The organism is Pseudomonas syringae CC1557, from assembly GCF_000452705.1.
Lineage (GTDB): Bacteria > Pseudomonadota > Gammaproteobacteria > Pseudomonadales > Pseudomonadaceae > Aquipseudomonas > Aquipseudomonas syringae_F.
Window position 1 is genome coordinate 3,773,370 of the sequence record NZ_CP007014.1, and the last position, 11,348, is coordinate 3,784,717.

The window sequence follows — 11,348 nt, forward strand, 5'->3', positions numbered from 1 at the left end:
GATCACGTCTTCTTCTCGTGGGCAATGGCCAGCTTGTAGAACGTGGCCGAGCCGCCTTCGTTGGTATAGCCCGTGTTGTCCTGGGTATAGACCCCTGCCTTGAAGTAGAACAGCTTGCTGCCCCAGGCTGAATCCAGCTTGGCGTACCAGACCGCGTCAAAGGCATTGACCGTCAGATCACCCGTACTCGACAGGTTGATGGTGTAGTTGAACTGCTGATCGAGTGGCACACCCTGCGCGATGGTGATGACTTCGATTTCCGAGTCCGGCGTACGGCGAAACTTGGCGACGATGTTGCCTGTCTTCAGCTTCTCCTTGTACTGGTACTCCACCTTCAGCAGCGGCTCGGTGCTCTGGTAGCAGTGAATCTGGCCGATCACGATCTTGCCGCTGGACGGCACCTGATCGACTTCCAGCGTGGCGCGCAGGAAGTTATTGGCACTGGAGTAAGCCCAGTTGAAGACCCTGCCGTCGGCCGTTGTCTCGCGTAACTCAGAACGCGGGTACTTGGCGTTCTCGGTTGTCGATCCGGTCACTGGCGCCCAGAAAAACAGCGTGTCTCCCGATTGAAAATAGCCATCCCGATAGCCCTTCATCAATTTGGGGGTCTCAATGATGGTTGCGGTACTTCCGGTGGGGACGGAAAGATTCCAAGTGGCAAGGTCGATCATGGAGTAGCTCGCAGGGTACGCGTTGCGCACCAGCAGGATGGCTCTGGAACGGGCATGCAAGCCCGTTGCGTTCAGGAAGACTATCGGCTCAATCGGTTAATTTTTAAACCGTAATGACAATGCATTGGCGTCAACAAAATGCCTAAACATATCAAGTGACATCATTTCAATATCAAATTCCGGAATGCAGCCAAATGCCATCACCAAGCTCCAGGCTGTGATTAACGCGGAAACGGTTATAAAAATTGGCGTCATTTTTTTGAACGTATCAGAACTATTACGGCGCAAAATCCTGAAAATACCGACAGACGGTAGCGATTATTTTTGGAATAAATGAACTTCCAGTGCGAGGGACTGACCAACAGCTCCTTTTTAGGTCGACGGTGCGTTGAAGTCGGCGTTTTGCGCGCAGACCGACATCAAAGAAAATCTTCACCGGGCAGCTTCGGGTTGACTGTAAGCAGTTGTTACGGGATATTAGTTAGGAAGCTATTTATCTCCTTGCTAACAATATCGCTCCTAACTAATTTTCTGGTGTCTTCATGTCTGTCGAATCACTGCATCGGGCAATCAGCAGTGGTCTGGTGGCGGCCTCTCGCCAATGGCGACGCATCTGTCAGAACACGCTGGTGACCTATGGCATTTCCGAAGCCTGCGCAGGGCCGCTGCTGGCCATCGCACGCTTGGGCGACGGCGCGCATCAGGTGAAAGTGGCCCAGGCGGCTGGCATGGAAAGCCCGACGCTGGTCCGCCTGCTTGATCAACTGTGCAAGGCTGGCATTGTCTGCCGTACTGAAGACCCCAACGACCGCCGCGCCAAGGCCTTGAGCCTGACCGAGAACGGCCGCGCACTGGCCAGCGCCATCGAGGCGGAACTGACCCGCTTGCGCGCCGACGTGCTTCAAGGCCTGCAACCCGCCGACCTGGAAGCCACTGTGCGAGTGTTGCAGGCATTTTCCGACGCAGCGCAGCGTGAGCACGGGAGCCCGGTTTGAACGGTTTTTTCTCCAGCGTGCCACCGGCACGCGACTGGTTTTACGGTGTGCGCACCTTCGGTGCCTCGATGCTGGCGCTGTATATTGCGCTGCTGATGGAAATGCCCCGCCCCTACTGGGCGATGGCGACCGTGTACATCGTCTCCAGCCCGTTTGTAGGTCCGACCAGCTCCAAGGCGCTGTATCGCGCGGCCGGGACGCTGGCCGGTGCGGCGGCGTCCGTACTGCTGGTGCCGATGTTCGTGCAGACACCGCTGTTATTGGCCATCGTGGTCGGGCTGTGGACCGGTACGCTGCTGTTTTTGTCCCTGCACCTGCGCACCGCGAACAGCTATGCGCTAATGCTGGCTGGCTACACCATGCCGCTGATTTCCCTGCCGGTGGTCGACAATCCTCAGGCCGTATTCGATATCGCCGTATCGCGCACCGAGGAAATTTTCCTCGGCATCATTTGCGCTGCCGTCATCGGCGCGATGTTCTGGCCGCGCCGCCTTGCACCGGTGTTTCAGGCCACCACGGAGAAGTGGTTCAGTGACGCCTCGACCTACAGCGAGCGCTTTATCAGTCGCACCTGTCAGGCTGAGGAAATCGGCGCCCTGCGCAACGCGATGGTCGGCAGTTTCAACTCGCTGGAAATGATGATCGGCCAGTTGCGCCACGAAGGTGCACGCAAGCAAACCGTGCGTAACGCCAACGAACTACGCGGCCGGATGATTCATCTGCTGCCGGTCATCGATGCACTCGACGACGCGTTATGGGCGCTGGAACGGCGCACGCCCGTGCTTCTGGCCAGCGTCTGGCCGTTGTTGCAGCACGCCTGCGACTGGCTGAAAAATACCGCCGACGGTCCGCAAGACGAGCAATGGCAGCAATTGCACGCTGAGCTGGAGCGCTTGCAGCCGGGCTCCGCGCAACTGGACGATCGTGATCAGTTGCTGCTGTCCAATACCCTGTTCCGCCTGAGTGAATGGATTGATCTGTGGCAGGACTGCCGCACCCTGCAATACGCGATCAAGACCGACAATCAGACACCGTGGCGTGCGGTGTACCGCCATTGGCGACTGGGCCGGCTGACGCCCTTTCTTGATCGTGGCCTAATGCTCTATTCGGTGGCCTCGACCGTGCTGGCGATCATCGCCGCATCGGTACTGTGGATTCTGCTCGGCTGGAAGGACGGCGCCAGTGCGGTAGCGCTGGCGGCAGTCTCGTGCAGCTTCTTTGCAGCGATGGACGACCCGGCCCCGCAAATCTACCGTTTCTTCTTCTGGACCATGCTGTCAGTGGTGTTCGCCAGCCTGTACCTGTTCGTGGTGCTGCCCAACCTGCACGACTTCCCGATGCTGGTACTGGCCTTCGCCGTGCCGTTCATTTGTGTCGGCACCCTGACCGTGCAGCCGCGCTTCTTTCTTGGCACGTTGCTGACCATCGTCAACACCTCGTCCTTCATCAGCATCCAGAGCGCCTACGATGCGGACTTCATGAACTTCCTCAACTCCAACCTGGCGGGTCCGGCCGGGCTGTTGTTCGCTTTTATCTGGACACTGGTGTTTCGCCCGTTCGGGGTTGAACTGGCAGTCAAGCGCCTGACCCGCTTCAGCTGGCGCGACATTGCCAGCCTCAGCGAAGAATCATCGCTGGCCGAACACAGGCGCATGGGCGTGCAGATGCTCGACCGTCTGATGCAGCAACTGCCGCGCCTGACGCTCACCGCACAGGACACCGGCATTGCCCTGCGCGAACTGCGGGTGGCGCTGAACATGCTCGACCTGATTGCCTACACCCGACGCGCCACACCTGCTGCCCAGGCGCAGTTGCGGCAGGTGATTGACGAAGTCAGTGGTTATTTCAAGCACTGCAGCAAAGCCGGTGAACGACTGCCTGCGCCCCGAGGCCTATTGATGGCCATGGACCGCGCGCGCCGCTCGCTGACCGATCAGGAAATGGGTGGTAACCCGGCCCGTGTCCATCTGCTGCACGCGCTCAGCGGCCTGCGTCTGGCGTTGTTGCCGGGTGTGGAGATCGTCACGGTGGCCGGGGAAATGACCGAGCAACTGCCGCACAACATCGATGGAGCGCCCCTGTGATCGGTGATCTGGATATAAGCGGGATCTTCATTCCCACGTTCCTGGCGATGATGGGCATCGCCTATCTGCTGTTTCTCGGGGTGCACGCAGTACTGCTGCGTGCGCACTTCTACCGTCTGGTCTGGCACCGGGCTTTATTCAACGTAGGTCTATACGCTTTGTTGCTCGGCGCCGTGGATACTCTCAGTCGATACCTGATGACATGAAAAAACCGATACTGACACTGGGCCGCGTGGTCCTGACCCTGCTGGTTGTCACCCTGGCCGCCGTCGTCGTGTGGCGGATGGTGATGTATTACATGTATGCGCCGTGGACCCGAGACGGCCACATTCGCGCCGATGTCGTGCAGATCGCGCCGGACGTGTCCGGGCTGATTCAAAAGGTCGATGTGACTGACAACCAGCCGGTACACAAAGGCCAGGTGCTGTTCACCATCGATCAGGACCGCTTCCGCCTGTCGTTGCGTCAGGCTCAGGCCACGGTCGCCGAGCGCCAGGAAACCTGGCAGCAGGCGCGGCGCGAGAACACGCGTAACCGCAGCCTCGGCAATCTGGTCGCCCGTGAGCAACTGGAAGAAAGCCAGTCCCGGGAAGCTCGCGCACTGTCAGCGCTGGGTGAGGCACGGGTGGCCGTTGACGCTGCACAGCTGAATCTGGATCGCTCGGTGATTCGCAGCCCGGTGGACGGCTACCTCAACGACCGCGCGCCCCGCGAGCATGAATTCGTCACTGCCGGGCGTCCGGTGCTGTCGGTGGTCGATGCGGCTTCTTTCCACATCGACGGCTATTTCGAGGAAACCAAGCTGGACGGCATTCATGTCGGCCAGGGCGTGGACATTCGCGTCATCGGTGACAACGCCCGGCTGACCGGCCATGTAGTTAGCATCGTCGCCGGTATCGAAGACCGCGACCGCACCAGCGGCTCGAACCTGCTGCCCAACGTCAACCCGGCGTTCAGCTGGGTGCGGCTGGCGCAGCGGATTCCAGTGCGGATCGCCTTCGACGATGTACCCAGGGACTTCCGCATGATCGCCGGGCGGACCGCGACGGTGTCGATCATCGCGGATACGCAGGAGGCCACTCGATGAAACGCGCTGCACGCTTGAGTGCGCTCGGTTTGAGCGTCCTGCTGTCGGCCTGTCAGACGGTCGGGCCGGATTACCGGTTGCCGAAAGACGGCGCGATCAATCGCCCGGATTTGCAGGGCGAACTGGCTGGCCGTTCGGTCAACACCGTCTCGGCCCCGGTGCCTGCGCATTGGTGGCGTCTGTATCAGGACCCACGTGTGGATGAACTGGTGCGCCAGGCGATGGCATCCAATACTGATCTGCGCGTGGCTGCCGCCAACCTGCAACGCTCTCGCTATCAGAACTCAGAAGCCGAGGCAGCGGGCGGTTTCACCAACGGTGCGAAGCTCGGCGCACAGCGTGTGCAGGAGTCGGGCGAGTCGTTTCTGCTGACCGACAAGGTGCCGGTGTCCAATGTCGGCGATGTAGGTATCACCACGTCTTACCAGTTCGATCTGTTCGGCACCTTGCAGCGTGGCATCGAAGCAGCGCAGGCCAACGTCGATGCCAATCAGGCGGCGGTCGATACGGCACGCATCACAGTGGTCGCTGATGTCGTACGCGCCTACACACATATCTGCGCGGCCAACGAAGAACTTGATATCGCCCGCCAATCGCTGGATCTGCAACAGCAGAGCGTGACCCTCAACCAGCGCCTGCGCGATGCCGGGCGTGGCGATGAAACCCAAGTCACGCGCTCGCAGACCCAATTCAAATCATTGCGCGCTGAAATGCCACGTTACGAAGCTCGCCGTCAGGCGGCGATGTTCCGCCTGTCGATGCTGCTCGCCAAACCGGTCGAGCAATTGCCGGCCGGGGTCAGCACCTGCAACGAACTGCCACACATTGCCCAAGTGATGCCTGTAGGCGATGGCGCCGCGCTGCTCAAGCGCCGCCCCGACGTGCGTCAGGCCGAACGGCATCTGGCGATGTCAACGGCCGAGATTGGTGTCGCCACAGGCGAGCTTTACCCGGACATCAGCATCGGCGCGAGCATTGGCACCACGGGCCTTATCGAAAACCTCGGCAAACCGGCCGCCAACCGCTGGGGCTTCGGACCGCTGTTGAACTGGACCCTCCCGTCGAATGGTTCGCGAGCGCGTATCCATCAGGCAGAAGCGTCTGCCCAGGCATCCTTGGCACGCTTCGATGGTGTGGTGCTCAACGCCATCCGCGAAACCCAGACAGGGCTGGCGCAATACACCGCCCTGCTCGACCGCCGCGACGCGCTGAAAGACGCCGAGCAATCGGCCAAAGAGGCAGCTGATCAAACCCACCGCTTCTATCAGGCCGGACGCGCGTCGTTCCTCGCCGATCTGCAAGCGACCCGCACCTACACCGACGTCCGTGCGCAGATGGCCGAAGCCAACACCGAAGTGGCCATGGGACAGATCAACCTGTTTCTGGCCCTGGGCGGCGGTTGGGAAAAGGATGGCGTGGCCGGGAAGTAAGATACTGCCCGGCGACGCTTCGCCTGACTCTCGTTCCCAAAGCGTGGTAACGCCGATCTGGACGCTCCGCGTCCGGTTTTGGACGCATGGAGCGGCGCAGAATGGTGACGTAGAGCGTCACGAAATGCATACCAACGCGGAGCATTGGCACGATAGTTACAAGATTCTCGTTCCTCACGCTCAGCGTGGTAACGCCGTTCTGGACGCTCCGCGTCCGGTTTTGGACGCATGGCGCGGCGCAGAATTGTGACGCAGAGCGTCACGAAATGCATGCCAACGCGGAGCATTGGCACGATAGTTACAAGATTCTCGTTCCTCACGCTCTGGTATGACCCCCGAAGGTTGGATACAACCTTTGGAGGCATCATGGGTAGATATACAGAACAGGCAAAACTCGCGGCCGTGCAGGAATATTGTGCTGGCAAGGCAGGTTTGAGGGATGTTGCGCATCGCCACGATGTGGATTTTTCCTGCCTTAGGCAGTGGGTTGCGGCCTATCAGATTCATGGCGTAGCGGGCCTGCAAGAGAAAAAACGCCAGCGCTACAGTGACGAGTTCAAGCTGACTGTTTTGAAGCGCATGCATGATGAGCGTTTATCTCTGAGCCAGACAGCGGCCTTGTTCGATATCCGTCAGTTCGGCATCATCGGTCTATGGCAGCGCCATTATGAAGAAGGGGCCTTTGATGCCTCCTCCAAGCCACCCACAAAAGCCGGACGCCCAAGAAAGATGACGACTGCACTTCCCCCTGTGAACGCCCCCTCAATCGACGATGAATCGCGCTCGCGTGACGAGTTGCTTGCCGAGGTGAAGCAACTGCGGATGGAGGTCGACTATCTAAAAAAGCTCGATGCCTTGGCTCAGAAGAAGCAACGAATAGCGCAACAGAAAAAGCGCAAATCGTAACCGAACTGAGACTGGGGCATTCTCTGGATGGCCTGCTGAAGCTTGCCGGTCTGGCGCGCAGCACTTTTTACTATCAACAAAAGGTACTGCAAGCGGGCGATAAGTACGCCGGGCTGAAAGACCTGATTCAGACAGTTTTCTACGAGCATAAAGGCCGGTATGGCTATCGTCGTATCACGGCGGCGTTGCGGCGCGCAGGCCATCTTGTGAACCACAAGACGGTGCAGAAACTGATGGGGCAGCTTGGCCTGAAGAGCCTGGTGCGAGTGAAGAAATACCGCTCTTACAAGGGCGAAGTAGGCAAGGCTGCGCCTAACATTCTCAAGCGTGATTTCAAGGCCCAGCACCTTAATGAAAAATGGGCCACGGACGTCACCGAGTTCAAAGTGGGAGGCCAGAAGCTCTATCTGTCGCCCATCATGGATCTGTACAACGGCGAAATCATTTCCTATGCAATCGCCAGGCGCCCGCTGTACTCCATGGTGGACGAAATGCTTGAAGGGGCGTTCAAGAAGCTTGAGCCGCATGAAAATCCTATTTTGCACTCAGACCAGGGCTGGCAATATCGGATGCCTGTTTACCAACGATTACTCAATGAGCATTCGATCACATGCAGCATGTCGCGCAAGGGCAACTGCTACGACAACGCGGCTATGGAAAGTTTTTTTGGCACGCTGAAGTCCGAGTTTTTCTATCTGAACAAATTTAACAATCTGGATGAGCTTCATGCGGGCATCGACGAGTACATTGAGTATTACAATCACTCACGCATCAAACTGAAACTTAACGGCCTGAGCCCTGTGGAGTTCAGAATGCAGGCCGCTCAGGCAGCGTAGAGATAATCGTCCAACCTTCGGGGGTCATACCACTCCAGCGTGGGAATGCAGTTCTGGACGCTCTGCGTCCGATCCTGAACACATGTGATGGACGCAGAATGGTGACGCAGAGCGTCACGAAATGCATGCCCACGCGGAGCGATTGGCACGAGAGCCATCAGAAAGATCAAAGCCCGACTCAGATCACTTTCCGCTCCGTCATCAGGTCACTCTCGGGTTAATCAACGACCTCAAAACATGGTCCTGCCAGACCCCGGCGATTTTCAGGTAGGCACGCGCATAGCCCTCTTTTTCAAAGCCCAGCGATTGCAGAAGTCGCTCACTTCGCAAATTGGCTGGCATATGGTTGGCCATGATGCGATGCAGGCCCATCTGCTCGAAACAGTAACGATTGGCGACCTCAAGTGCCCTTTTCATCAAGCCCTGGCCCTGAGCAGTTTCCGTCAGCGAGAAACCAAGGTGGCAGGCCTGGAAAGCGCCCATCACGATATTCGTATAGCTGCAACGCCCAAGCAGCTCTCCACTCTCGGGCTCTGTGACCAGGAAAAAAATCGCGCTGCCGGCCTGCATGCTTTCCCACTGCTGCTGAACCCGTGATCGGGCGTTTTCGAGGATGAAGTAGTCCTCGCCTCTCAACGGTTCCCAAGGCTGCAAATGCCTGCGATTGGCATTTTCGTAACGGTGGATCAACTCGGAATCATCAAACGCCAATGCCCTCAGAGAAAAGCCCTCGCCTGAATACTGCATGTGTACTCCCGCATCAGTCATCGTCGACCCTCTCCACCTGGCGTGTCATACGAGCTTGATTTGCGTTCACGACGCTCTGCGTCGCACGATAGCTGAAGTTATCGTTCCTCACTCTCCGCGTCCGATCTTGAACGCGCTTGCACTCACCCACCCAATACTCCTAGGCTCTGCCGATATTTGAATCGGGAAGCACCATGGACACCTCTCTCAGCCGTCGCGAGCGGTTGCATATCGTTATCTTTGAAGCCGATACGCCTGCCGGGCGGATGTTTGACAAGATTGTGCTGGTGGCGATTTTGCTCAGTCTGCTGGTCACGGTCATCGACAGCATCGAGAGTATTCATCGCGATTATGCGGCGCTGTTCGCCTGGATCGAGTGGGGGTTCACGCTGTTGTTCGCGATTGAATACATCCTGCGCCTGTACTGTTCACCCCGGCCGCTGAAGTACGCCTTCAGCTTTTATGGCCTGGTGGATCTGCTGGCGATTGTGCCGGGCGTGCTGTCGATTTATTACAGCGATGCACAATACCTGCTCATCGTGCGGATCGTCCGTATGCTGCGGATTTTCCGGGTGCTCAAGCTCGGCACCTACCTGCGTCAGGCCAACTACCTGCTGGCAGCGCTGCGCGGCAGCAAACAGAAGATTATCGTGTTCCTGGTCACCGTCTCGACCCTGGTCACGGTGTTCGGCACGCTGATGTACGTTATCGAAGGCCCGGAGCATGGCTTCACCAGCATTCCCAAAGGCATTTACTGGGCTATCGTGACCCTCACGACCGTGGGTTTCGGCGATATCGTGCCCAAGACGCCGCTCGGTCAGATGCTCTCGTCGCTGGTGATGATCATCGGTTACTCGATCATCGCCGTGCCCACCGGGATATTCACCGCCGAACTGGCCAATGCCATGCGCGGCGAGCAGTTGAAGCACGATTGCCCGGTCTGCTCGAAGAACGTCCATGAGCACGGCGCGGCGTTTTGTTCGCGTTGCGGCAATCAGTTGTTTGCGAAACTGGAGCACAAGGCATAAGCAAAGACCTTTTCGGTCTTTAAACCGCAGGCTCGATGCTGATAGTGTCGCGGCATTACGCCATCAGGCTTTATCACAACACTCTCAAGGACCCTGCAGTGAATAAACTCTTCGCCGCCTCGCTACTGGCAGCAGGCCTGGCTTTTGCCAGCGCCGCCCAGGCAGCCCCGACGCTGCTCAACGTCTCCTACGACGTGATGCGTGACTTCTACAAGGACTACAACAGCGCCTTCCAGAAGCACTGGAAAGCCGAAAAGAATGAAGATGTGACGGTGCAAATGTCATTTGGCGGGTCGAGCAAGCAGGCGCGTTCGGTCATCGACGGGCTGCCGGCTGACGTGATCACCATGAACATGGCCACCGACATCAATGCCTTGGCCGACAACGGCGGGCTGGTGCCAAAGGACTGGGTCACCCGTCTGCCGAACAACAGCGCGCCGTTCACCTCGGCCACGGTGTTTATAGTGCGCAAGGGCAACCCGAAGGCCCTGAAAGACTGGCCGGACCTGATCAAGGACGGCGTCGAAGTGATCGTGCCCAACCCGAAAACCTCGGGTAACGGCCGCTACACCTACCTGTCGGCCTGGGGCTACACCCTGAAAAACGGCGGCGATGAAGCCGCAGCGAAGAAATTCGTCGGCGATCTTTTCCGCCACGTGCCGGTCCTCGACACGGGCGGTCGTGGCGCGACGACGACCTTCATGACCAACCAGATCGGTGACGTGCTGGTCACCTTCGAAAACGAGGCCGAGATGATCGCCCGCGAATTCGGTCGTGATCAGTTCGAAGTGGTCTACCCGTCCGTGTCGGCAGAAGCCGAGCCGCCGGTGAGTGTCGTCGACAAAGTAGTGGACAGGAAGAACTCCCGCCCACTGGCCGAGGAATACCTGAAATACCTGTGGTCGCCAGAAGGCCAGGAAATCGCCGCCAACAATTACTTGCGTCCGCGCGATCCGCAAATTCTCGCCAAATTCAAGGATCGCTTCCCGAAAGTAGACTTTTTGTCAGTGGAGAAAACCTTCGGTGACTGGCGCACCGTGCAGAAGACCCACTTCGTTGACGGTGGCGTGTTCGATCAGATCTATCCGGGCAAATAAACGCCACGCGCAATGCAAAACGGCGACCTTCAAGGTCGCCGTTTTTGTTGAAGCGCTACTCAGTTACTGAACTGTTTACCCAGCCCGGCCGGCACGCCGCTGGCGTCAGTCGCTTGCCATGGGCCGTCGGGACTGGTTGCCCAGCTCCAGCCGTTGTTCCACTGGTAATAGGTGCGCTGGCGGTAGAACGTATTGGGCTGATCGTCCATGACGTACACGCCCAGACGCGCATCCCAATGGCTGCCACCCCCCGGCGGCGGCGCGAAACTGGCCGAGGTTTTAGGCCCGGCAGGAGGTGCCTTCGCGGGCTCCGCTGGTGCCGGAGTCGGTCGTGGCGCGCCGGGCTGCTGGCCGCCCGGTAGAGTCGGGATCGGCTCCTGGCTGTGTGGCGGTGCCGGATGCTGGACGGCACAGGCACTCAGGCCAACGACCAGACCCAACAAGGTGATGCGTGCGGTACGGTACAT

General features: G+C 58.6%; 11 protein-coding genes. 8 read left to right on the forward strand and 3 right to left on the reverse strand.

Annotated features, from left to right (window positions below):
- Positions 1-2 precede the first annotated feature (2 nt).
- A complete protein-coding gene (locus N018_RS16605; RefSeq protein WP_024643359.1) occupies positions 3-671 on the reverse strand; it encodes a polysaccharide lyase family 7 protein in 669 nt (222 codons plus the stop codon).
- Between the two features lie 542 nt (positions 672-1,213).
- Here N018_RS16605 and N018_RS16610 point away from each other — a divergent pair.
- The 6 genes from N018_RS16610 to N018_RS26655 all read left to right on the forward strand — a co-directional run bounded on the left by N018_RS16610 (position 1,214) and on the right by N018_RS26655 (position 8,009).
- Positions 1,214-1,666, forward strand: a complete 453-nt coding sequence (locus tag N018_RS16610) for a MarR family winged helix-turn-helix transcriptional regulator (protein WP_025390252.1) — start codon at positions 1,214-1,216, stop codon at positions 1,664-1,666.
- Positions 1,663-3,750, forward strand: coding sequence for an FUSC family protein (locus N018_RS16615; protein ID WP_025390253.1), 2,088 nt, complete (start codon positions 1,663-1,665; stop codon positions 3,748-3,750). Before N018_RS16610 ends, N018_RS16615 begins: the two co-directional genes overlap by 4 nt.
- The gene (locus N018_RS16620; protein ID WP_024643362.1) at positions 3,747-3,956 is read left to right on the forward strand and encodes a DUF1656 domain-containing protein; all 210 of its coding nucleotides are present in this window, start codon (positions 3,747-3,749) and stop codon (positions 3,954-3,956) included. Before N018_RS16615 ends, N018_RS16620 begins: the two co-directional genes overlap by 4 nt.
- Entirely contained in the window at positions 3,953-4,837 is an 885-nt protein-coding gene (locus tag N018_RS16625; RefSeq protein WP_024643363.1) for an efflux RND transporter periplasmic adaptor subunit, read from the forward strand. Before N018_RS16620 ends, N018_RS16625 begins: the two co-directional genes overlap by 4 nt.
- Positions 4,834-6,267 (forward strand): efflux transporter outer membrane subunit, encoded by a 1,434-nt coding sequence (locus N018_RS16630; RefSeq protein WP_025390254.1) that lies wholly within the window; start codon positions 4,834-4,836, stop codon positions 6,265-6,267. Before N018_RS16625 ends, N018_RS16630 begins: the two co-directional genes overlap by 4 nt.
- Positions 6,268-6,633: 366 nt before the next feature.
- Positions 6,634-8,009 (forward strand): IS3 family transposase gene (locus N018_RS26655; RefSeq protein ID WP_154219958.1). Its coding sequence is split into 2 segments (ribosomal slippage): positions 6,634-7,105 and positions 7,105-8,009, totalling 1,377 coding nucleotides; the frame shifts between segments, so codons are not numbered across the junction.
- A 201-nt stretch (positions 8,010-8,210) separates the two neighbouring features.
- Here the strand turns inward: N018_RS26655 and N018_RS16645 are convergent.
- Complete coding sequence (locus N018_RS16645) at positions 8,211-8,756, reverse strand: GNAT family N-acetyltransferase (RefSeq protein ID WP_025390257.1); 546 nt, start codon at positions 8,754-8,756, stop codon at positions 8,211-8,213.
- Positions 8,757-8,950: 194 nt separating this feature from the next.
- On the opposite strand from N018_RS16645, the gene N018_RS16650 reads away from it, so the two are divergent.
- Together N018_RS16650 and N018_RS16655 are read left to right on the forward strand one after the other, a co-directional pair.
- A complete protein-coding gene (locus N018_RS16650; protein ID WP_024647421.1) occupies positions 8,951-9,784 on the forward strand; it encodes an ion transporter in 834 nt (277 codons plus the stop codon).
- Positions 9,785-9,882: 98 nt separating this feature from the next.
- Positions 9,883-10,881 carry a sulfate ABC transporter substrate-binding protein gene (locus N018_RS16655; RefSeq protein ID WP_025390258.1) on the forward strand — a complete coding sequence of 333 codons (999 nt, stop codon included), beginning with the start codon at positions 9,883-9,885 and terminating at the stop codon, positions 10,879-10,881.
- Positions 10,882-10,940: 59 nt separating this feature from the next.
- On the opposite strand, the gene N018_RS16660 is transcribed toward N018_RS16655, so the two are convergent.
- Entirely contained in the window at positions 10,941-11,348 is a 408-nt protein-coding gene (locus tag N018_RS16660; RefSeq protein ID WP_025390259.1) for a hypothetical protein, read from the reverse strand.

What these genes read in the sequence shown, in the direction of transcription:
- N018_RS16610 (WP_025390252.1), top strand. Translation starts at nt 1,214, where the DNA reads ATGTCTGTCGAATCACTGCATCGGGCAATCAGCAGTGGTCTGGTGGCG.
- N018_RS16660 (WP_025390259.1), bottom strand. Translation starts at nt 11,348, where the DNA reads ATGTACCGTACCGCACGCATCACCTTGTTGGGTCTGGTCGTTGGCCTG.
- N018_RS16630 (WP_025390254.1), top strand. Translation starts at nt 4,834, where the DNA reads ATGAAACGCGCTGCACGCTTGAGTGCGCTCGGTTTGAGCGTCCTGCTG.
- N018_RS16650 (WP_024647421.1), top strand. Translation starts at nt 8,951, where the DNA reads ATGGACACCTCTCTCAGCCGTCGCGAGCGGTTGCATATCGTTATCTTT.
- N018_RS16625 (WP_024643363.1), top strand. Translation starts at nt 3,953, where the DNA reads ATGAAAAAACCGATACTGACACTGGGCCGCGTGGTCCTGACCCTGCTG.
- N018_RS16645 (WP_025390257.1), bottom strand. Translation starts at nt 8,756, where the DNA reads ATGCAGTATTCAGGCGAGGGCTTTTCTCTGAGGGCATTGGCGTTTGAT.
- N018_RS16605 (WP_024643359.1), bottom strand. Translation starts at nt 671, where the DNA reads ATGATCGACCTTGCCACTTGGAATCTTTCCGTCCCCACCGGAAGTACC.